The sequence below is a fragment of the Hyphomonas neptunium ATCC 15444 genome, from assembly GCF_000013025.1.
Classification (GTDB): Bacteria; Pseudomonadota; Alphaproteobacteria; order Caulobacterales; family Hyphomonadaceae; genus Hyphomonas; species Hyphomonas neptunia.
In genome coordinates, this window is the sequence record NC_008358.1 from 2,771,251 (window position 1) to 2,792,075 (window position 20,825).

Consider the following 20,825-nt stretch of genomic DNA (forward strand, 5'->3'; position numbering starts at 1 on the left):
GCCAGCGTTTTGGCTATTCAGCCGCTGCCGGCACGATCGTCACGCTCTCGCCGCAGCCGCAGGCATCGGTCTGGTTGGGGTTCCGGAACACGAATTTCTCGTGAAGCAGCGTGGTTTCGTAGTCGAGTTCACTGCCCAGCAGGAACAGCACAGCCTTGGCGTCGATCAGGATGGTGACGCCATTGTCCTCCACCACCTCATCGAGGGCAGCAGGCTCAGAGGCATAGTCCATAACGTATTCCATGCCCGCGCAGCCACCATTGGTGACGCCCACGCGCAGATAGCCCATGCCGCGTTCAGCCATGATGTCTTTGACCCGCTCGGCAGCGGCGTCAGACAGGCGGACAGGTTTCGGACGAGGTCTACGGGCCATGGTCTGTAGATAGGGGCGCGAAGCCCCTCCTTCAATCAAAGCATGTTCAGCGCGAGGCGGGCTTCATCCGACATGCGGGACGGGTCCCAGGGCGGATCGAATGTCAGGGACACCTCGACAGCGGTGATGCCTTCGACGCTCTTCGCCGCGTTCTCTACCCAGCCGGGCATCTCGCCCGCCACGGGGCAGCCTGGCGCCGTGAGCGTCATTTCGATGTCCACCTTGCGGTCGTCATCAACATCAACTTTGTAAATCAGGCCCAGTTCATAGATGTCGACCGGGATTTCCGGGTCGTACACCGTCTTGAACGCAGCGATGAGCTCGTCCGTCAAACGATCCAGCTCATCTTGCGGAATCGCGGAGACAGCATCCGGATCGCGGACGCCGAGCAGGTCTTGGGAGGTCATGTCATCGGCCATATACGTACTTATACCAGCATTTTGCGTGCCTTGGCGAGCGCCTCGGCCAGCGCGTCCACCTCAGCCTCAGTGTTATATAGGGCAAAACTCGCCCTCGCCGTAGCCGTTACGCCTAAATGCTGCATTAAGGGCTGCGCACAATGGTGGCCCGCGCGGATGGCAACGCCGTAGCGATCGACGATCTGGGCGATGTCATGCGGGTGGGCGCCTTCCAGGCTGAAGGCCAGCACGGCGCCCTTTCCGGGCGCTTCGCCATGAATGCGGATGCCGTTCACGCTGCGCAGGGCATTCGCGGCACGTTCATAGAGGCCGTGTTCATGGGCGGCGACCTCCGCCTTGTCGAACTCAGCCAGCCAGCGCAGGGCGGCGCCAAAGCCGATTGCTTCGAGAATCGGCGGCGTGCCCGCTTCGAATTTGTGAGGCGCCGAGTTGTAGGTGATCCGGTCCATCTCGACGATCTCGATCATCTCGCCGCCGCCCTGATAGGGCCGCGCGCGGTCAAGCGCCTGCGCCGTGCCGTAAAGCGCGCCGATGCCGGTCGGGCCATAGATCTTGTGGGCGGTAATCACATACCAGTCGCAGCCAATGGCCTGGACATCGACAGGCAGGTGCACCGCCGCCTGGCTGCCATCGATGAGGATTTCGGCGCCGGCGTCATGAGCGAGTTTTGCGACCGCGGCCACGTCGACCACCGTGCCGAGCACATTGCTCATATGGGTGATGGCGACCAGCTTCGTCTTCGGGCCGATGGCGGCGGCCATCGCGTCCATATCCAGCGATCCGTCTTCGGTCAGCCCCACCCAGCGCAGCACCGCGCCATGGCGTTCGCGCAGGAAATGCCAGGGCACGATGTTGGAATGGTGCTCCATGATGGAGAGCACGATTTCGTCGCCCGGCTGGATACGCGCGGCAAGTGCAGACGCGACGAGGTTTATCCCCTCGGTCGAGCCCTTGGTGAAGATGATAGTATCCGTGGACGGCGCATTGAGAAACGCGCGCACCGTCTCGCGCGCCGCCTCGAACGCCTCGGTCGTCTCGTTCGCCAGTGTGTGCAGGCCGCGATGGACGTTGGCATAGGCGGTCCGCATCTGGCCGGAGAGCGCGTCGATGACGGCGTTGGACTTCTGCGCGCTGGCGGCATTGTCGAGGTAAACCAGCGGATGCCCGTTCACTTCGCGTGAGAGGATCGGGAATTCGGCACGGATGGCGGGAAGGTCGAGCTTGCGTGGCATGGCATCAGACCTCTGACAGCCAGGCTTGCGCCTGCGCCCGCAGCGCATCTTCATGCACGCCCGCATCTTCCAAGGCTTCAGCGATGAAAGCCTCGGTCAGCATTGCCCGCGCCTGGACGAGCGGAATACCGCGCTGGCGCAGATAAAACAGTTGCGCCGCGTCGAGCGCGCCGGAGGTATTTCCGTGTGCGCACTGAACATCGTCGGCAAGGATTTCAAGTTCGGGCTTGGCGAACACTTCGGCGCCGTCTTCCAGCAACAGCGCGTTGTGCTGCATCGAGGCGTCCGTCTGCTGGCCCGCATTGCGGGGCACATGGAACTTGCCCTGGAACACGCCGCGCCCGCCATTCACCACAGCGCCCTTGGTGGCCTGACGCGTGATGCAAGCGCGCGCGCCATGGCGCACATGGCTGGTGAAATCGACATGGTAGCCATCGCCGGCCAGATAGGCCGCGTTCAGCGTAGCGTGAGAGCCTGTCTCCTGATGGACCAGTCGCGTTTCGATGCGGGAAACCTTGGCGCCAAAGGCCAGCACGGTCTGCTTCGTTTGGGCGTCCGTCTCCTGATGAATCAGCGCCGTGATGGCTTGCGCCTCGCCCTTGCCGCCGCGCTGGTAAACCACGCGGTTCAGGCGCGCGCCGGGCTGCAGTGTGAATTCGATCAGCGATGCGGAGAAAGCCGCGCCGCCCAGATGGCTCTCGGAAACCTGAAGCTCTGCCCCCGGACGGACAAGGAAAACAACCCTTGCCGCATTGATGGCGCCGGGGCCGGAAAAGACCATATGCAGGCGCACGGGCGTCTCGCCGCTCACTTCGGCCAGCAGCGTTGCAGGCGCATTCTTCGCGCCGGAAAGCGCAGCCGCCAATGCGCCCAGCGGGGCATCTTCGGCGCCGCTCATCGCCTGAACTTCCTCTTTCGGAAGCAGGCGCAGGCCCGGCGGGAGAGAGGCGGGCGCCTCATAGCCCTGCGGCGTGAATTTTAGCGTAGCGACATCATCTGATGCCAGAGGATCAGCTGCGGGCGGGGTGGCCGAAGCCTCCAGCGCGCCGACGGCGGCCTTGAAGTCCGACCAGCGCCATTCTTCGTTGCGCCGGTGGGGCAGCCCGGTGAGCGCGAAGGCTTCAAACAGGCGTTCCCGGCGCGGGTCCGGCTTCAGGGCGGCGTAGCGCGCGACCAGTTCAAGTTCCGCAACGGTTGGATTGCGGATCATATCCTTCAGGGCGGTGCTCACACAGCCTCCGCGAGCACGCCGTCATAGCCCTCTTTTTCAAGGCGCAAAGCAAGTTCCGGCCCGCCGGACTTGATGATACGGCCCTTGGCCAGAACGTGCACCTTGTCCGGTTTGATATAGTCGAGCAGGCGCTGATAGTGGGTGATGACGAGCATGCCGCGCTCTGGCGCGCGCAGCGCGTTGACGCCCTCGGCGACGGTGCGCAGGGCGTCAATGTCGAGGCCGGAATCGGTCTCGTCGAGCACCATGAAGCGGGGCTCCAGCATCAGCATCTGATAGATTTCGAGGCGCTTTTTCTCGCCGCCCGAAAAGCCGACATTGACCGGGCGCTTCAGCATATCGGCGTCCAGGTTCAGCATCTTGGCCACATCGCGCGACTTTTTCAGATAGTCCGGCGCGGAGATTTCCGGCTCGCCGCGCGCCTTGCGCTGGGCGTTCATGGCGGTGCGCACGAAGGTCATCACCGGCACGCCGGGGATTTCGATGGGGTATTGGAAAGACAGGAAGAGGCCGGCGGAGGCGCGGTCTTCCGGGTCCAGGGCGAGGATGTCCTGCCCGTCGAGCGTGGCGCTGCCGCCGGTGACCTCATAGCCTTCACGGCCGGTGAGAACATAGGAGAGGGTGGATTTCCCTGCTCCGTTCGGCCCCATGATCGCGTGAACTTCGCCCGCAGGCACTTCCAGCGAGAGACCATTGATGATGGTCTTTGCGGCGTCAGGCTCACCAACGGTGGCGCTCAGATTTTCGATCTTCAACATGGCGGGGATTTAGGGCGCCCCGCGATGATTTGAAAGCGCAAAGCGCGGAAAAGCCGCGCCTTAGGGCAGATGACTGCCATGCAGGCCGGGTTTGGCCGTATCAGCCGAGCGCCGAGGCAAGCCACGGCGCCGCAAAAATGGCCATCACCAGCAGCAGATAACCGCCGATTTCCTTGAGTAGTTCTGACATGACTGTGTTCCCTCTTGGGACCGCTCCGGCCCCAGCCATGCCTCAAAAAGCAAGTCTTGTGCCCGGCCTGAGCGGCGCGTCAGCGGGTCGAACAGAAGCGGCCGGGCTTGGCGCCCTTGGCAATCCGGACGACTTCACACCGCCCGCCCCGCTTGGGAGGCTGGCTGCCTGCGCCCTTTACCAGAGCGACTTCCTGGAGCTTGCCCGCCTCGCCGATGCTGTAATAGCCGACCGTCCAGTCTGATACGCCCACGCGCTGCGCAGCCGTAACCATGCCGCCCGATGCCCAGGACATCTGGCTTCCGGAAACCTCGCCGGCATGGGCGAAATCGCCGTCCTTCTGCTGTAGCCACAGGGAATAGGTGACGTTCATGCCATCCACAGAGCGCGGGATGACCACGTCCTGAAGGCCATCGCCATTGGCATCGTGGACTTCCGGATAGGCGTAGAGGCCGTGGGTGATCTCGGCAAAGTCACCGATAGACTGTCCCCGGCGGTTGGTGACGGAGACCGATACAAAGCCCGATGGCCCCAGCATTTCAAACTCGACCGGGTCGCTGGTGACGACGAGGTGCAGGCCCGACGGGCCCGCTTTCAGGCGGCAATCAGGGATATGCGCTGTGCGGTCTGCGGTGATGGTCTGGGCGCTCGCGCAGTCTGGCAGGCGCGAAATGGCCGACAGGCGGGCCTGACCCTGGGCCGATTCCTCAGGCGATAGCGGGGGGTTGGTGGCACACGCCGCGGCAAGCAACAGGGCCGCAAAGCCCAGTCCGGCTGTGAAATTTACCAATTTTACCATGACGTAACACCCTGCGAGCTGGCCGCGTTCCTTCTGCGGCCCTCAGCAAGTTCCATGCCTCTTGCTGCCCCAACACCAGATGAACCGGTCCTGGCGCCTAGCCGACGCTGCCCTCAAGGCTTACTTCCAGAAGCTTCTGGGCTTCGACGGCAAACTCCATCGGCAGTTCCTGGAGCACTTCGCGGACGAAGCCGTTAACCAGCAGGGCGACGGCCTGTTCTTCGGCGATGCCGCGCTGGCGGACGTAGAAGAGCTGGTCTTCGGAGAGCTTGGTGGTGGTGGCCTCATGCTCCAGCTGGGCGTCGGCGCGGCGGTTTTCGATATAGGGCACGGTGTGAGCCCCGCACCGGTCGCCGATCAGCAGGCTGTCACACTGGGTAAAGTTGCGCGCGCCTTCGGCTTTTTTATGAATGGAAACAAGGCCCCGATAGGTGTTGTCAGACTTGCCTGCCGAGATGCCCTTGGAGATGATCCGGCTTTTGGTGCGCTTGCCCAGATGGATCATCTTGGTGCCGGTATCGGCCTGTTGGCGGCCATTGGTGACGGCGATGGAGTAAAACTCGCCCACCGAATCGTCGCCGCGCAAGATGCAGGAGGGGTATTTCCAGGTGACGGCCGAGCCGGTTTCCACCTGCGTCCAGGAGATCTTGGAGCGCGCGCCGCGGCAATCGCCGCGCTTGGTGACAAAGTTGAAGATGCCGCCCTTGCCGTCCTCATCACCCGGCCACCAGTTCTGGACCGTGGAGTATTTGATTTCGGCATCGTCCAGCGCGACGAGTTCAACGACCGCCGCGTGCAGCTGGTTCTCGTCGCGCATCGGCGCCGTGCAGCCTTCCAGATACGACACGTAAGCGGCTTCGTCGGCGATGATGAGCGTGCGCTCGAACTGGCCGGTATTCTCGGCGTTCATGCGGAAATAGGTCGACAGCTCCATCGGGCAGCGCACGCCCTTGGGGATGTAGACGAAAGAGCCATCGGAAAAGACGGCCGAATTGAGCGTGGCATAGAAATTGTCAGACGTGGGCACCACGGAGCCGAGATATTTCTTCACGAGCTCGGGATGCTCATGCACGGCTTCGGAGATCGACATGAAGATCACGCCGACTTTCTTGAGTTCCTCGCGGAAGGTCGTGGCAACCGAGACGGAATCGAAGACGGCGTCGACCGCGACACGCGGCTTCTCGCGGGCAGCTGCGGCGGTATCGGCCGCGCCTTCCACGCCGAGCAACACTTCAGCTTCCCGAAGCGGGATGCCGAGCTTCTCATACGCCTCAAGGATTTCCTTGGGCACGTCATCAATGGACTTGTACTTCGCGCCCGCCTTGGGGGCGGCGTAGTAGTAATAAGCCTGGAAATCGATCTTGGGATAATGGACCCGCGCCCAGGAGGGCTCTTCCATGGTCAGCCAGCGGCGATAGGCCTCCAGACGCCATTCGAGCAACCATTCGGGCTCGTTCTTCTTGGCGGAGATGAAGCGGACGGTATCCTCTGAGAGCCCCTTGGGGGCCATATCCATCTCGATGTCGGTGATGAAACCGGCAGAATAGTTTTCCGATTCAAGGCGCTTTGCCGCCTCGACCGTTCTGGCATCGATGCTGTCCTTCACCTTCACTTCGGTGCAGTCATCCTCGTGCTCATCCATTCCGCCGCAGCAGTCCATCATACGGATTCCTTCAACACAGTTCTCCGGGCAGCCTCCAGCCAGGCGTCGGCGACGTGGCGGAAATCTTCCGGGCGGCTGTTCCAGCCAAAGCTGGTGCGGATCGCCGATTCCGCAAGGGCGTCATCTGCGCCCATGGCCATCAGCACAAGGGATCTTTTCACCTTGCCCGACGAGCAGGCCGAGCCTGCCGAGATGCAAACCCCCGCCAGATCAAGGGCCATCACCTGGGTTTCGGCGCGGAAACCGGCGCGGGCGAAGTTTGAGACCCCGGCGAGACGGGGGCTGCCCTCGCCTATGACAATGACGCCGCCTTCGGCCTTCAGGCGGGCCTCCATCGCGTCACGGTGGGTTCCCAGCGAGACATATCGGGACAAATCCAGGACAGCTTGGGACATCGCCGCGCCAAACCCGGCAATCCCGGCGACATTCTCGGTGCCCGAGCGCAGGCCCCGTTCCTGCCCGCCGCCATAAAGCACGGCTTTCAGCGGCGCGCCCGCCCGGTGCCACAGCGCGCCGGTGCCCTGCGGGCCGCCGACCTTGTGGGCGGAAAGCGCAAGGTAATCGACGCCCAGCAGCGCGACATTCACCGCCACCTTGCCGAGGCCCTGAACCGCGTCACACACGGTCAGCCCGCCGGCCTCGCGTATCAGCGCGGCAGCCTCAGCCACGGGCTGGAGGATGCCGGTTTCGTTGTTGGCCAGCATCAGCACGAGAATGGGGGTGCCTTTGAGGCCCCGGTCCCATGCCGCGAGGCGGACGCGGAGATCGTCCAGGTCCACCTGGCCGGTGGGAAGGATGTAGGCGGTCTCGACCGGTACGCCGGCATGGGCGGCAGCCTTGCTGGCGGCTTCATGCTCGATGGCGGACACAATAAGCGTCGCCGCCCCGTCGAGCCCGGCCACAGCGCCCTGGATGGCGAGGGCGAGGGATTCGGTGCCCCCGCTGGTGAAGACGATGTCTTCGGCGCGGCTGCCGATGGCGGCGCCGACCTCGGCACGGGCCTTTTCGACGACGGCGCGCGCAGCCCGCCCGGCCTTGTGGACGGAGGAGGGGTTCACCGGCCCCAGCTCATAGGCCGCCAGCATGGCCGCCCTGGCCTCTGGCCGCAGCGGGGCGGTGGCGTTGTAATCAGCATAAATCATGACCTCTCTAATATAGAGCCTTTCGATCAATCCCGCACCCTGCAGAAAAATTTGCATTTGAGGACCGACTTGGCCTATCTACGCGCCCTTCTGTGGAAAAAAGCCGAGGTTACCGATGGCCGAGATCATCATTCCGGGCCCCCAGGGCCGAATTGAAGCGCGCTATACGGAGCCGCCATATCCCGGCGCGCCGATCGCGCTGATCCTGCACCCCCACCCCAAAGCGGGCGGAACGATGCAGGACCCGATCACGATCATGCTCTACCAGCTGTTCGAAAAGCACGGCTTTGGCGTGCTGCGCTACAATTCCCGCGGCGTGGGCCGCAGCCAGGGCGCGTATGACCAGGGCATCGGGGAACTGGAAGACGCCGCCTATGTGCTCGACTATCTGGAGAACCTGTCGGAGTCGCCGCGTTTTGTCTGGTGCGCGGGCTATTCGTTCGGCGCCTGGATCACGCTGCAGCTGCTGATGCGCCGCCCGGAGATCGATGGCTTCCTCGCCATCTCGCCGCCGGCCAACCATTATGACCTCTCCTTCCTGGCGCCGTGCCCGGCCTCGGGCCTGATCGTGGCAGGCGACAAGGATTCCATCGCTTCGCCCGAAGACGTGGAGCGCGCGCTGACCAAGGTGCGCGTGCAGAAGGGCCAGAAGGTCGACCGCGCCAAGGTGGCCGGGGCCAACCACTTCTACCAGGACAGCCGCGAAGAACTGATCGCCGTCTGCGAAGCCTATCTGCTGCGCCGCCTCGAAGAAGCCGAAAACGAACTGCGCAAGGAAGCCGATGAGGAAGCCGGCGTAGATGTGATCGTCGAGGAAGAAGACTTCGAGGATTGATCCCAGACCCAGCGGCCCGCCCCAACCGGCGGGCCGTTTTTCTTTGCCGACAGGAACCTACCCCATGGCCAGCATCCGGTTTGCGGGGACGGCGGATACGCCGGTCATTCTCCGCTTCATTCGCGCGCTCGCAGTGTATGAAAAGCTGGAAGCCGACTGCGTGGCCGATGAAGCCAGCCTGCAGAGCACCCTGTTCGGGCCGAAGCCCTTTGCCGAAGTGTTGCTGATCGAAGAGGGCGGGCAGGCACATGGCTTTGCGCTGTTCTTCCATAATTATTCAACCTTCCTGGCCAAGCCCGGCATCTATCTGGAAGACCTGTTCGTGGACCCCGCTCAGCGCGGCAAGGGATACGGCAAGGCGTTGCTTGCCAGGCTCGCCGCAATTGCCGTTGAGCGCGACTGTGGCCGTCTGGAATGGTCCGTACTCGACTGGAACCAGCCCTCGATTGACCTCTACCTCTCTCTCGGCGCGCAGCCGATGGATGAATGGACGGTTTACCGGGTGGACGGGACTGCGCTGGAAACGCTGGCGCGCGCCGGCTGATCCGTATCCTGAGATATTTAGAGCGGTGTTGTCCCTGATGCGCGGCGTGCGTCTGGAGGGGGTAATTATACCTCACCGTGCCCCACCCCATCCCTCCCCACAGTCGTGGGGAGGGGGCCTGGGTCCAATCCGGTAAGATGGGTAACAAAACAGACCGGGGACATGGGTAACAGATTTGCGAGGATGACCATCTGGAGGAGATGGTCATGGGTTGGAGGCGGACAGATCCGATGAACGAGCGTGTTGAGTTCATCGCGGCGTGGCTGAAGGGTGAGGACAGTGTGACAGGGCTGTCTGTGCGGTTCGATATATCGCGCAAGACGGCCTACAAATGGATTGAGCGTTACAAGGCTGCGGGGCCAGCGGGGCTTTATGATGTGTCTCGAGCCCCGCTTTGCCCGGCGGGCGGCACGCCACCGGAGCTGGCGTCCCGTGTGGTGACGCTCCGGCGGGCGCATCCTGCCTGGGGGCCGCGCAAGTTGAAGGCGCGTCTGGAGATGGATGATCCGGGTGTTGCCTGGCCAGCGGCTTCGACGATCGGTGACATTCTCAAGCGCGAAGGGCTTGTATCTCCGCGGCGGTTTCGCCGGCGCGCGGCGCCGATGACAACGCCCTTTGCGCAGGCGCATGCCCCCAACGATGTCTGGTGCATGGACTTCAAGGGCTGGTGGCGTACGGGCGATGGCCAACGCTGTGAGCCGTTCACGGTCTCGGACGCCCTGAGCCGGTATCTTCTGGTCTGCCAGCCTGTCGCGCGCACGGGCTATGATACGGTCTGGCCGGTACTGGCAAAGGCGTTCCGGGACCACGGCCTGCCGCGCGCCATCCGGTCAGACAATGGTCCGCCTTTCGGGTCTGTGGCGGCCGGGGGCCTGTCCCGTCTGGCGGTCAACTTTGTGAAGATGGGCATCTTCCCGGAACGGATCACCCCTGGAAAGCCGCAGGAGAATGGGCGCCATGAGCGTCTGCATCTGACCCTGAAGCGCGAAGCGGCCGATCCGGTCTCCCGCACACTTCGGGCGCAGGCCGCGCGCCTTGTCCGGTTCCGGAAATCCTACAATCATGAGCGTCCGCATGAGGCGCTCGGCCAGAAACCCCCGGCGGCGGTCTATGTGCCAAGCCCGCGCGTATGGGACGGCAAGCTTCGCGCCCCGGACTATCCTGGCGCCACCGAAACCCGCGCGGTCAGGCACGCCGGCACCATTAGATGGCGCGGCGCGGAACCCTTCATCTCCGAAGTGCTGATCGGGGAGCGCGTTGGCCTCTTCCGGACCGGCGAAGACCAATACGACGTCTACTTCGGCCCCATCCTCCTCGGACACATCGACCCGAAAAAACGCATGAACCGCATCAAGCCTGGCAGACCACGGAACATACCATGAAAACTGTAACCCATCTCCCCGGTCTCAAATGTTACCTATGTCCCCGGTTGCACATTGCTTTGTGGGGAGATGTAAGATTTCGGCTTGGAGCGGCCTGACCCCTCCCCACGGATGTGGGGAGGGTTGGGGTGGGGTCGCTCTCGGCAGAGACGGATAGAGAAGCCGCTTAGCGACTTCCGGGATGACAGGGCTAGCCGAGCAGCTTTCCGCCCATTTGCGGCCCTGGCACGCCGGTGGTGCCGGGCCAGCTGAGGGGGAGGCCGCGCAGGGTTCGGGCCGCCAGGAGGGCGAAGGCTTCGGCTTCGATGGAATCGCCGCGCCAGCCGGCCTGTTCGGCGGTGAGGACGGCGCAGGGGAGCTGGCGGGCGAGCGCGGCCATGAAGGCGAGGTTATGCCGCCCGCCGCCGCAGGCGATGACGCGGGCGGGAACTTCCGGGAGCTGACGGATGCCGGCGGCGACGGCGGCGGCGGAGAATTCCGTCAGCGTGGCGGCGCCGTCTTCCAATGAGAGCCCACGCGCCATGGAGGCGTTGAAATCATACCGGTCGAGCGATTTGGGGGGCGGTTCGTCAAACCAGTCATGGGCGAGAAGCTGGGCCAGGAGGCCCTCATGCACGCGGCCGGCGGCGGCGAGCTTGCCGCCAGCGTCATGCGTGCCCTTGCCATGACCTTCGACCCATTCGTCGATGGGGCCGTTGGCGGGGCCGGTGTCGAAGGCGATGAGCGTGCCGTCTGCGGTGCGCGCGGTGATGTTGGCGACGCCGCCGAGATTGAGGACGACGGCAGGCTCTCCGCCGAGGCGGTTCATCAGGGCGGCATGATAGGCCGGGGCGAGTGGCGCGCCCTGCCCGCCTGCGGCGACATCGGCGGAGCGGAAATCATAGGCGAGCGGCACGCCGAGGGCGGCCTGCATCGCGGGCGCGTCGATCAGCTGGAGCGTGGCGCCGGGCTGGCCGGGCTTTGTGCGGCGATGGAGCACGGTCTGGCCGTGGACGCCGGCGAGGACGGGTTTGGGCGCGCCCGCCTGCCCGGTCATCATCGCCCAGGCGTCGCTATGGGTTTTGGTGATGGTTTCGCAGGCCGCCCGGAAAAGCCCCTCGGGGCGGGGGCCCTGCCAGTTCCAGGCGCGGGCCGCGTCGGTGGCGGCCTGGAGGACGGCGCGCTCCTCGGGGGTATATTTGCGCTCAGCGACCGGGCCGAAATCGAGGACATCGGTGCCATCTGTGAGGATCATGGCCGCGTCGACAGCGTCCAGCGAGGTGCCGGACATGAAGCCGGCGACCCATTGGGGGGCGGTTTTTTCAATGGCGGTGTTCAAGGCAGGCCCTTTCCATGCTAGGCGCGCGCATCTCATCGGAGACACGAGAACATGAGCGATTACAAGTCGGAATTCCTGCGCGAGCTGAGCTGGCGCGGCTTCATCAAGGACACGACTCACAAGGCTGAGCTCGACGCCTATTGCAGCAACGGAACGCCGGTCGCTTATGTGGGCTATGACGCCACCGCCGACAGCCTGCATGTGGGCCATCTGATGACGATCATGATGCTGCGCATTTTCCAGCGCCATGGCGGCAAGCCGATTGCCCTGATGGGCGGAGGCACGACCAAGGTGGGCGACCCGACCGACAAGGAAAAGTCCCGCCCCCTGCTGACCGATGACCAGATCAACGCCAACATTGCGGGCATCAAGACCGCGTTCGAGCCGTTCCTGCGCTTTGGCGACGGGGCCAATGACGCCATCATGGTCAACAACAATGACTGGCTGGGCGAGCTGGGCTATCTCGAAATGCTGCGCGCGATCGGCGTCTATTTCACCATCAATACGATGGTGAAGCAGGACACCGTGCGCCGCCGCCTGGAGGCCGAGCAGCCCTACACCTTCCTCGAATTCAACTACCTGCTGATGCAGTCCTACGACTTCCTCGAGCTGTTCCGCCGCCATGGCTGCCGGATGCAGCTGGGCGGGTCTGACCAGTGGGGCAATATCGTGGGCGGGGTGGACCTTGTGCACAAGGCCGAGGGCGGGGACGCCTTTGGCGTGACGGCGCACCTTGTGACCACCTCTTCGGGCGTGAAGATGGGCAAGACGGTGGGCGGGGCCGTGTGGCTGAACGCCGACCGCAAGAGCCCGTATGAATACTGGCAGTTCTGGCGCAACACCGAAGACGCCGACGTGGGCAAGTTCCTGCGGCTGTTCACCGACCTTGGCCGGGAGGAAATCGAGCGGCTTGAGGCGCTGGAAGGCTCAGCGATCAACGACGCGAAGATTGCGCTGGCGAACGCGGCGACGACGCTGTTGCATGGGGCGGCCGCTGCGGCGGAGGCTGAGGCGGCGGCGAAGGCGGTGTTTGCGGGCGGGGCTTCGGCCGATGCGTTGCCGACGGCGCTTGTTCCGCAGGCGGAGCTTGAGGCCGGAATGCTGGTGGCGGCGGCGTGCGCCGCGGCGGGGCTGTCCAAGTCCAATGGCGAGGCGCGGCGGCTGATCGAGCAGGGCGCGATCCGGGTGAATGACGCGCTGGTGTCTGATCCCAATGCCAAAGTCTCGATGGCCGACATGCAGGACGGGGCGATCAAGCTGTCGGCTGGCAAGAAGCGGCATGCGCTGGTGAAGGCGGGGTAAGACCCGCCTAGAACTCTTCTTCCTTCAGCGGGGGCAGCTCTTGCGGCAGGGCCTGGTCCGGCGCGCGCGGCGTTGCCTCCGGGATTTTGGTGTCGGACGGGTTTTCGAAGATGCGGCGGATGACGCCCGGCGCCAGCGCCGAGAGCGGGTTTACCGAGACGTTGGCTTTCTCCAGCGTACCGCGCACGCTGTAGGTGAGCGAGAAGACGCCCTCGCCATCGCGGCCGACGACCAGGTCTCCGATGATCGGGATTCCTCCGAGGGCGGAGTTTACGCCGAAGCTGGGCACCAGAACGCCGTCAATCTCGATGGCCTGGCTGGTCATGTCGATATAGCCGCTGGCGGTGAGGCCAAGGGCTGGCCCCTGCGCCTTGGCGCCGGAGACGATATAGCGCCCGCCCTGCACTTTCATCGGAATGTCGATGCGCGAGAACATGACGCCTTCGCCCGTCAGCGTATCGGCCAGGCCGCGCAGCGAGGCGAGCGAGAGAATCTGCGTCAGGAAGGGCGCATTGCTCATCCGCGCATTGGTGAGCTGCAGCAGGAGATCAGCAGGCGTGTCGGCGGTTTCCAGAGAGCCCGACAGGGCGAGCTCGCCACCGGTGATGAAGTCTGCGCCCAGGAACGCGCTGGCGATGAAGCCGGCATCGCCCGAGGTGACGTCGATCCTGATGGGCGCGGCGCCGCCGGCGGTGAGCTTGGCGCTGAGCGGCGCGCCGCCAAGGGCGAGGCCGCTGGCCTCCAGCGACTGCAGGCCGCGTGTGCCGGTGACAGCGAGCAGCTTTGCCTGGCGCAGGTCGAGCCCCTCGCGCAGGATCAGGCGGTCTACCTGCGCAGATATGGTCAGCGGTGTGCCTTCTTCGGGCTCGCCGCCAGCGGCGTCGGCCATGTCACCCAGGCTGGCGATGAGGCCGGAAATGTCGAGATATTTGCCGCGCAGGTTCAGCGTCAGCCGGTCGCCCGGTTCGCGCTGCACGGCGCCGGAGACATCCGCGATGTTCCGGAAGAAGGCTTCGCGCAGGTCTGCCGAGATCAGCCGGGAATCGGCGCCGAGGGTAAAGTCGCCATCAAGCCGCGCGGTGGGGCTGACGAATTTGATGCTGGAGGTCGACATTTCTCCCCGCTGGGAGAAGACGACATCGGCGCGCGCGGCGTCGCCGGCCGGTTTCACCCAGCCGATTTCCGACATATCGAGACGCGCCGGTGTAAGGTCGACGCCGATGGTGGAGGAGACAAGCGTTTCCCCGTCCAGCGTTGCGGTGACATCGAGGGGCGCCTCGCCCGTCATATAGGCGCGGCCGAGGAGGCCGAAACGGTTGAGCACATCGGCCGAGATTGTCCCGGTCGCGGTCAGGTCTGCCGGGGCGCCGTCATCGGTGAAGCCGTCATACCAGCGGAAGGTGACCGGGGACGGCCCCAGGCGCGCGGCGCCGGTCAGCTCGGCGCCCAGCTGGTCAACCTTCACATCGATGGTGCCGCTGGACAGGTCGATGCCGAGCGCGGCGCCTTTCAGCCCGGCATTGCGCAGCGTGCCAATCGCGGTGAAGCGAACGTCTTCATACGGCACATCATCGAGCGCCGGGCGGAACATCTCGAAGGTCAGGTCGCCCTGGCCCGACATCCGCGTGGGGTCGAAGTCGATATCGAGGCGGGACTCGACCAGCGCCTGCATCAGCGGCTGGGCCGGGCCGCGCCCCTTGGCGAACACCCGGAAATCCTCGCCGCGCGGATTGAAGGCAGGAAAGTCCACAAGTCCCTCGCTCAGCGTCCAGCCCGCAAACCGCCCTTGCGTGAGCTGAACCCGGAACGTGTTGCCGGTCAGGCGCCCGTCACCGAAGGCGTTCTCCACCGCCGGAAGGTCATCAAGGAACCGAACGGTGCCGTCTTCCACGCGGAAGGTCACCTCAAGATGGTCGTTGTTCAGATAACCGGCGGCGAAGCTGTCGCGGGCGAGCGTGATACGGCCGGCCGCGTCGAAGACAGTTCCGGTCTCGATCCGCTGCCGGGCAAAGTTGCGGGCGCCTTCGCCGAGTTTGACGGGCCAGAAGTTCAGCACCGTTTCCAGTTGCATCGGCCCCGGCACGAGCAGTTCCAGCTGGCCGATGACCGGAGTTTCGCCCGGCTGCCTGTCGGGGGTGCGGGCAATGTCGCCTTTGGCATCGAATTTCGCGCCGCCGGAAACAAATTCGGCCCTGGCGCCGCGCACGGCCAGCGCGTCCACATCCGCCTCACCGCTCAGCCGGACACTGGCCAGATCAATCGGGGCAGCGAATGTGGGGGTTAAGTCCAGCGCCAGGCTGGGGCTCTGAAGAACAAAGGGGCGGAAACCTTCTCCGGTAAGCGCCTTTTCAAGCGCGATGTCGGCCGTGCCCTTGAACGGCCCCGCGCCGCGCGAGGACACCTTGAGATTAAGCTGATCTTCGGCGCGATTGTAGAGAAGGGAGAGATCCAGGTCGCGAACCGGCCAAAGCTGATCTGCAACGGAAAGCTGACCCGCGCCGCTTTTGGCAACGAGCGTCACTTCATCAATGCCGCTGGCCTCGGAAAAGTCTGCGGCGAGATTTATGTCAGACGGCAGACCTTCGGTCAGCTCGCGGTCGAGCCCGAGGCGGGCGCCAAAATCACCCAGCGGCCAGTCTGCCAGCGCCAGTTCGGTGCGCAGCGTGCGGGCCTCTTCAGAACTGATGATCGACAGGATGATGCCTGCGGGCATACCCTCGCCAAGGCCCGCCCCGTTGAAATGGAGCGACACGCCGGAAGGGGAGAGGGCAAGGCGCCCGCTCGCCTGCTCGACGGTGCCGATCAGGGCGCGGCCCTGATTGCGCACGCGCAATTCGATATTCTCAAACCCCGCCGCCTCGAAACGCATGCCCGTGCGCGCCTCGCGCAGGGCGCGCAGCCAATCGGGCAGGACGCGGCCGAGATAGTCGATCCAGCCCTGGGGCGTGTCCGGGAGGGTGGTTTCGCGAAACTCCGGCAGCGGATCACCGGCAATCGACCATTGGCGCGCCGACAGCTGGTCAAACGCAATCCAACCATCGCTGAGATCAATCGCCAGAACTTCCACGCCGCCGAAGACGAGCGCCGAGCCCGACAGCTGGATCACAGCATGGTTGGCTTCTGCAGCCGGCCGGCCGGCGCCGTCCAGCAAGCGGACATCCTGAGCGGTGATCTGAACGCGGCGGTTTTCCGGCGACCATTCGAGCTGAAGCGTGCCCATTTCCACGCCCCGGCCATCGCGGGCGCCGGCAATCGCGTCTTCGACTTCATCCCGGAACGGGCCAAGATCAATCGGGCCGCTGGCCAGGCGCAGCATGAGGGCAGCCGCCAGCACAAAAGCCAGCAGGACCAATCCGCCGAGTATCTCGAAAACCACAATGGAAGCGGTCTGGCGGACCAATAGCGGGCTCCTCAGAAAAGTCTCATCTGCCGCAGGTCCACAGGCATCATAAGACTATAAACTTCGTGAACATCAGGCACCATAGGAGCATTACATGACCGACAGGCCGCAGGAAGGGCGCAAAGCCCCCGCCTTCACGCTCGAGACGACGGCAGGCAAACGCCGGCTGGCCGATTATGCGGGCAAGTATCTGGTGCTCTACTTTTACCCCAAGGATGATACGCCCGGATGCACCCAGGAAGCGCTCGACTTTACTGCACATGCGAAAGACTTCGAAGCGGCAGGCGCGGTCGTTCTGGGCGTGTCGCGCGATTCCCTCACCCGTCATGAAAAGTTTGCAACAAAGCATAATCTCACGATCCAGCTTGGCAGTGATGAGGCGGGCAAGGTTTCCGATGCCTATGGAACCTGGGAGGAAAAATCCATGTACGGACGGACTTATATGGGCATGGCGCGGCGAACCTTTCTGATCGGGCCGGATGGCAAGATCATCCGTGTGTGGCCTAAAGTGCGCGTCAAGGGGCATGCCGCCGAGGTTCTGGAAAACATTAACTCCCTGACAGAATAAGAGGCGCTGGCGCTGCAGCACCTGCAACAGATGCCCCGGTTAACAGCAGATTTACCTAATCCTGCTAACATTGCCGAAAAATGTGCTCCCAAGGGGTTTCCCGCCTACGCGAATTGGGTATGTATAACGCAGGGTATGGGAGCGCTGCGGAAACATTTTTCTGCGGTAATCGTAAAAAAGTTTCCAGCTGACAGGTAGCTTGTATGGCGAAGTGGAGTGCCAACCTTAAAGCGACGTTCGACCGCGCTTTTCCGGAACGCCAGATCTATCATCGCAGCGGTGGTACAGTCCGCTATATTTCCATCTCTCCCTGGCAACAGGCGATGATGGCGGCGGGCGTGACCGCCCTCGCCAGCTGGACCATGTTTGCCACGGCAAATTTCGTCGTCGGCGGCGGCCCCGGCACAGCGCAGGCTGGCGAAGGCAAGGAAGTCGCGAAATATGAGCGCTGGGTCCAGGACCTGCGCGCCCGCGAATCCCTTCAGCGCACCCTTCTGGAGGAGCGCAGCAAGGAAACAGCCGAGCTCGAGCAGAAACAGCGCGCGCTTGAAGAACTCCTCAATGAAATGCGCGACGAGGACGGCATGAAGATGTCGGCGCTCGAAGGCGATGGCGCCGCGCTGCTCGTGGAAGCCACCATCGAGGAAGCTGATCGCCGCCAGTCGCGCGATGCCTACCTCACCCTCGCCTCGATTGGCGTACCCGCCGCCCGCGGCACGCCCAAGGCCATCGAGTCTGACATGAACATGCTGTTCAATCAGATGGAAGACCTCGCCGCTGAGCGCGCCGAACGCGCCCGCGGTGTTCTGGAGCTGACCCAGGTGGCCACCGGCGACCGGATCGCTGCGCCACAGACGAACATCGGCGGCCCGCTGGTGTCCATCGGTGCACTGACCTCTTCGGCGTCGGAGCCCGCCATCGGCGGAGATCAGTCCTTCATGACGCGCCTGGCCCAGGCCCGCGCACGCATTGCCGAGATGAAGCATTACGAGCAGATCGTGAACGACCTGCCACTGGGCATCCCGATCAGCGTGCCCTTCCGCTATACCAGCCCCTATGGCATTCGCGTCGACCCCTTCACCAAGCGGCCCGCTGCTCACTGGGGCACGGACTTTGCCGCCTATCGGGATGCGCCGATCGTATCGTCCGGACCCGGCAAGGTGGTTCATGCCGGGCCGCGCGGCGGATATGGCCTGCTGGTCGAGATCGATCACGGCCACGGCTTCAAATCGCGTTATGGCCACCTTCGCTCATATACGGTGAAGAAGGGCGATGTTATAAAGGTTGGGGACCTGGTGGGGCGCATGGGTTCAACGGGGCGCAGCACCGGGGATCACCTTCATTACGAAGTGTGGTACAATGACAAGCCTTATGACCCTATGAAGTTCCTGAAAGCAGGCAAACATGTTCACAAAGAATAACAAAACCCCAGCGGCCCCGCCGCCTGAACCCCAGCAGAAGCCGGTGCCAGCCCAGGACGCCATTCGCGGCGCCGCAACCAAGCCGGCCGCCCGAGCAGCCTCGATCATCTGTGCCGACATGAAGATCAACGGTTCGGTGACCTCTGAGGGCGCCCTGCAGATCGACGGCATCGTGGATGGGGACGTCAGCGCGACCGACATCACCATCGGCGCAAGTGGCCAGATCACCGGCGAAGTGAAAGCTGAAGTGGTCAAGGTCAAAGGCCGCATCAAGGGCTCGATCCGCGCCCGCAAGGTGGAGCTGGAAACCGGCGCCCATGTGAAGGGTGACATTGTGCACTCGTCGCTGCAGATCCAGTCAAACGCCGTGTTTGAAGGCCAGGTGAAGCATGCGGATGATCCGCTGAAGGAAACCGGGCCTGTGGCGGCCGGGTCGTCGGCTTCGGCCAATGACAGCAAGGCCTCGTCGCTCGCTTCGGGCACGCCGGGCCCGTATGCCATCTCGAGTTCCTCGCCGCCGAGCTGATCGCGCGAGGGTCCTGAGGTATAAGAATTTAGGAACGCCGGTGGATTTTCTGCCGGCGTTTTTCTTTGGGCCGGAGCCGGGGGAAGGCTGATTTTTACAGGACTTTTCAGGGTCCCTGCGCGGCCAAACCCTGGTTCAGGCCGGACACTTGGCGGACAAATCTGGACAAAACCGGACAGATCAGGACAGGCCGCGCCGGCGGCATTACCCCGAAATGCAAAGAGCCCCGGACCGAAGTCCGGGGCTCTTGAAGGGTCATTGACACTGCCGTGTCAGCTGGCCGGATCAGACCGGCTGAGCTGCGCGTTTGCACTCTGGCGTGTCGTTGAACTTCGTCTCAGCTGCCTCGATGCGAGCGTCGACGGTTTTGCAGCCTTCGGGCATGTTGTCGCCGAGCGCTGCGAGCTTCTTGCAGATCTTCTCTTCGTTCTGGACGTTGAGAAGGGCTGCCTGAACCTCGAAGCAGACAAGCGCGTCGCTTGTGTACTCTTCGGAGTCCATGAAGGCGAGCCAACCGCGGCCACCGGCATTGTTTGCCTGGCGGAACGCTTCCTTGGCCCCTGCGCGGTCCTTGCGTTCAAACCGGGCTTGGCCGATCCGGACCCAGGCATTGCCCCGGTCTTTCACGCCGCCCATTTCGAGCGCCCGCTGAAGGGCTTCTTCGGTCTCCGGCCATTTGCCGATCTCGCTGTAGGAGGCGCCGAGACGCTCATACATCGCGCCGCCACCGCCCATTTCGGCCGCCTGACGGATCACCGGGATCGCTTTTTCATGCTCACGGGCCACCTGGTAGAAGTCAGCCAGCAGGGACATGCGCTCAACCGTCTTGGAAATACGGCCAGCATTCATTTCCTTCTCGAGCACGCGCGCCGCATGGTAGGGCGCGTTGAAGCGGTTGTAGAAGTTCACGATGCGCATCAGCTCATCTTCGGTCTTCAGCAGACCGGCGAGGTACATGGCTTTCTGGACTTCAAACGCCTTGCGCTCTTCATTGCCCGCGAAATAGTTGCCGGCGATGGCGTCCCAATACTTGCGTTCCTGGGGGTTGCGCTCGACGAGAGCTTCGAGAACCTCGGCGAGTTTCGCCTGGTTGCCCGTGTCGTTGTAGAGGAAGACGAGCAGGTCATAGAGCTGCTGGTCAAACTTGTTGCCATCTTCGCGGCGAACTTCCTCGGCCCATTTGACGGCCTCGGCATTGTTGTCCGCACGCTGGTAAAGCACCGCCAGCTGCCATTTCTGCGAACGGTCCGGCTTACCGCCAGCCTGCATCCAGCGCTTCATATAGTCGAGCGACTGGGTGAGGTTTTCGTCCTGCAGATAGATCTGGGCGATGTTGTAATAGGTCTGGGCGCGCTGATCTTCAGGGATATAGCCCTTGTTGATCGCGTCCAGAAGGTCGCGGACGGCGCCTGCGCGGTCGCCCTGCTCGATCTTGATGTAAGCAGAAAGGCGGATAACCGCGCCTTCTTCATAGCAGTTGAGTTCGCCGTTACGGAGCTGGTTCAGCTTGCCAATCGCTGTTGCCCAGTCCTTGTTCGCCATCGCTGCGGTTTCGGCTTCAAGATAGGTCTGACCCGTCTTGGCGCTGAACTGGGTTTCTTCACAGGCCTGCGCAAGCGCAGTTCCTGCACCCATGACCGCCATCGCCCCCGCTACGATCGCCCCTTTAAGGATTGCCTTGAGTTGCATCGTTTTTCTCTCCTCACCGCCTGGGCGGCATAC

At 63.6% G+C, this 20,825-nt stretch carries 18 protein-coding genes; 7 read left to right on the forward strand and 11 right to left on the reverse strand.

Translation table 11 applies throughout. From position 1 onward, the window contains the following. Positions 1–13 precede the first annotated feature (13 nt). The 8 genes from HNE_RS12910 to HNE_RS12945 all read right to left on the reverse strand — a co-directional run bounded on the left by HNE_RS12910 (position 14) and on the right by HNE_RS12945 (position 7,807). Positions 14–373 carry a HesB/IscA family protein gene (locus HNE_RS12910; RefSeq protein WP_011647599.1) on the reverse strand — a complete coding sequence of 120 codons (360 nt, stop codon included), beginning with the start codon at positions 371–373 and terminating at the stop codon, positions 14–16. Between the two features lie 35 nt (positions 374–408). Then, the gene (locus HNE_RS12915; protein WP_011647600.1) at positions 409–792 is read right to left on the reverse strand and encodes an SUF system Fe-S cluster assembly protein; all 384 of its coding nucleotides are present in this window, start codon (positions 790–792) and stop codon (positions 409–411) included. An 8-nt stretch (positions 793–800) separates the two neighbouring features. After that, positions 801–2,024 carry a cysteine desulfurase gene (locus HNE_RS12920; RefSeq protein WP_011647601.1) on the reverse strand — a complete coding sequence of 408 codons (1,224 nt, stop codon included), beginning with the start codon at positions 2,022–2,024 and terminating at the stop codon, positions 801–803. A gap of 4 nt (positions 2,025–2,028) precedes the next feature. Then, complete coding sequence (locus tag HNE_RS12925; RefSeq protein WP_049755137.1) at positions 2,029–3,255, reverse strand: SufB/SufD family protein; 1,227 nt, start codon at positions 3,253–3,255, stop codon at positions 2,029–2,031. Beyond that, positions 3,252–4,013 (reverse strand): Fe-S cluster assembly ATPase SufC, encoded by a 762-nt coding sequence (gene sufC, locus HNE_RS12930; RefSeq protein ID WP_011647603.1) that lies wholly within the window; start codon positions 4,011–4,013, stop codon positions 3,252–3,254. Before sufC ends, HNE_RS12925 begins: the two co-directional genes overlap by 4 nt. 269 nt (positions 4,014–4,282) lie before the next feature. Then, positions 4,283–5,002 carry an FG-GAP repeat domain-containing protein gene (locus HNE_RS12935; protein ID WP_011647605.1) on the reverse strand — a complete coding sequence of 240 codons (720 nt, stop codon included), beginning with the start codon at positions 5,000–5,002 and terminating at the stop codon, positions 4,283–4,285. 97 nt (positions 5,003–5,099) lie between these two features. Further along, positions 5,100–6,644, reverse strand: coding sequence for a Fe-S cluster assembly protein SufB (gene sufB, locus HNE_RS12940; RefSeq protein WP_049755260.1), 1,545 nt, complete (start codon positions 6,642–6,644; stop codon positions 5,100–5,102). 17 nt (positions 6,645–6,661) lie between these two features. Continuing rightward, positions 6,662–7,807: a cysteine desulfurase family protein gene (locus HNE_RS12945; protein ID WP_035592585.1), complete on the reverse strand. Its 1,146-nt coding sequence runs from the start codon at positions 7,805–7,807 to the stop codon at positions 6,662–6,664. 115 nt (positions 7,808–7,922) lie between these two features. Here HNE_RS12945 and HNE_RS12950 point away from each other — a divergent pair, with 115 nt between their 5' ends. The 3 genes from HNE_RS12950 to HNE_RS12960 all read left to right on the forward strand — a co-directional run bounded on the left by HNE_RS12950 (position 7,923) and on the right by HNE_RS12960 (position 10,568). Then, positions 7,923–8,642 (forward strand): alpha/beta hydrolase, encoded by a 720-nt coding sequence (locus HNE_RS12950; protein WP_011647608.1) that lies wholly within the window; start codon positions 7,923–7,925, stop codon positions 8,640–8,642. A gap of 64 nt (positions 8,643–8,706) precedes the next feature. After that, positions 8,707–9,186, forward strand: coding sequence for a GNAT family N-acetyltransferase (locus HNE_RS12955; protein ID WP_011647609.1), 480 nt, complete (start codon positions 8,707–8,709; stop codon positions 9,184–9,186). Between the two features lie 206 nt (positions 9,187–9,392). Beyond that, positions 9,393–10,568 (forward strand): IS481-like element ISHne2 family transposase, encoded by a 1,176-nt coding sequence (locus HNE_RS12960; protein WP_011645512.1) that lies wholly within the window; start codon positions 9,393–9,395, stop codon positions 10,566–10,568. Positions 10,569–10,758: 190 nt separating this feature from the next. On the opposite strand, the gene HNE_RS12965 is transcribed toward HNE_RS12960, so the two are convergent. Then, positions 10,759–11,886, reverse strand: coding sequence for an anhydro-N-acetylmuramic acid kinase (locus HNE_RS12965; RefSeq protein WP_233351913.1), 1,128 nt, complete (start codon positions 11,884–11,886; stop codon positions 10,759–10,761). A gap of 51 nt (positions 11,887–11,937) precedes the next feature. Between HNE_RS12965 and tyrS the strand changes: the two genes are divergently transcribed. Further along, complete coding sequence (tyrS, locus tag HNE_RS12970; protein ID WP_011647611.1) at positions 11,938–13,188, forward strand: tyrosine--tRNA ligase; 1,251 nt, start codon at positions 11,938–11,940, stop codon at positions 13,186–13,188. A 7-nt stretch (positions 13,189–13,195) separates the two neighbouring features. Here the strand turns inward: tyrS and HNE_RS12975 are convergent, their stop codons facing one another. Further along, the gene (locus HNE_RS12975; protein WP_035592105.1) at positions 13,196–16,588 is read right to left on the reverse strand and encodes a DUF3971 domain-containing protein; all 3,393 of its coding nucleotides are present in this window, start codon (positions 16,586–16,588) and stop codon (positions 13,196–13,198) included. A 94-nt stretch (positions 16,589–16,682) separates the two neighbouring features. Between HNE_RS12975 and HNE_RS12980 the strand changes: the two genes are divergently transcribed. From HNE_RS12980 to HNE_RS12990, 3 genes are all read left to right on the forward strand, one after another. After that, a complete protein-coding gene (locus HNE_RS12980; protein ID WP_011647613.1) occupies positions 16,683–17,156 on the forward strand; it encodes a peroxiredoxin in 474 nt (157 codons plus the stop codon). 203 nt (positions 17,157–17,359) lie between these two features. Continuing rightward, positions 17,360–18,577 (forward strand): peptidoglycan DD-metalloendopeptidase family protein, encoded by a 1,218-nt coding sequence (locus HNE_RS12985; RefSeq protein ID WP_011647614.1) that lies wholly within the window; start codon positions 17,360–17,362, stop codon positions 18,575–18,577. Next, entirely contained in the window at positions 18,561–19,103 is a 543-nt protein-coding gene (locus HNE_RS12990; protein WP_011647615.1) for a bactofilin family protein, read from the forward strand. Before HNE_RS12985 ends, HNE_RS12990 begins: the two co-directional genes overlap by 17 nt. Before the next feature lie 285 nt (positions 19,104–19,388). On the opposite strand, the gene HNE_RS12995 is transcribed toward HNE_RS12990, so the two are convergent. Beyond that, positions 19,389–20,792, reverse strand: coding sequence for a tetratricopeptide repeat protein (locus tag HNE_RS12995; RefSeq protein ID WP_011647616.1), 1,404 nt, complete (start codon positions 20,790–20,792; stop codon positions 19,389–19,391). Positions 20,793–20,825 lie beyond the last annotated feature (33 nt).

Coding starts and splice junctions, on each gene's coding strand:
- HNE_RS12950 (WP_011647608.1), top strand. CDS start 7,923: ATGGCCGAGATCATCATTCCGGGCCCCCAGGGCCGAATTGAAGCGCGC.
- HNE_RS12915 (WP_011647600.1), bottom strand. CDS start 792: ATGGCCGATGACATGACCTCCCAAGACCTGCTCGGCGTCCGCGATCCG.
- HNE_RS12985 (WP_011647614.1), top strand. CDS start 17,360: ATGGCGAAGTGGAGTGCCAACCTTAAAGCGACGTTCGACCGCGCTTTT.
- HNE_RS12990 (WP_011647615.1), top strand. CDS start 18,561: ATGTTCACAAAGAATAACAAAACCCCAGCGGCCCCGCCGCCTGAACCC.
- HNE_RS12945 (WP_035592585.1), bottom strand. CDS start 7,807: ATGATTTATGCTGATTACAACGCCACCGCCCCGCTGCGGCCAGAGGCC.
- HNE_RS12910 (WP_011647599.1), bottom strand. CDS start 373: ATGGCCCGTAGACCTCGTCCGAAACCTGTCCGCCTGTCTGACGCCGCT.
- HNE_RS12935 (WP_011647605.1), bottom strand. CDS start 5,002: ATGGTAAAATTGGTAAATTTCACAGCCGGACTGGGCTTTGCGGCCCTG.
- HNE_RS12980 (WP_011647613.1), top strand. CDS start 16,683: ATGACCGACAGGCCGCAGGAAGGGCGCAAAGCCCCCGCCTTCACGCTC.
- sufB (WP_049755260.1), bottom strand. CDS start 6,644: ATGGATGAGCACGAGGATGACTGCACCGAAGTGAAGGTGAAGGACAGC.
- HNE_RS12960 (WP_011645512.1), top strand. CDS start 9,393: ATGGGTTGGAGGCGGACAGATCCGATGAACGAGCGTGTTGAGTTCATC.
- sufC (WP_011647603.1), bottom strand. CDS start 4,013: ATGTTGAAGATCGAAAATCTGAGCGCCACCGTTGGTGAGCCTGACGCC.
- HNE_RS12995 (WP_011647616.1), bottom strand. CDS start 20,792: ATGCAACTCAAGGCAATCCTTAAAGGGGCGATCGTAGCGGGGGCGATG.
- HNE_RS12920 (WP_011647601.1), bottom strand. CDS start 2,024: ATGCCACGCAAGCTCGACCTTCCCGCCATCCGTGCCGAATTCCCGATC.
- tyrS (WP_011647611.1), top strand. CDS start 11,938: ATGAGCGATTACAAGTCGGAATTCCTGCGCGAGCTGAGCTGGCGCGGC.
- HNE_RS12955 (WP_011647609.1), top strand. CDS start 8,707: ATGGCCAGCATCCGGTTTGCGGGGACGGCGGATACGCCGGTCATTCTC.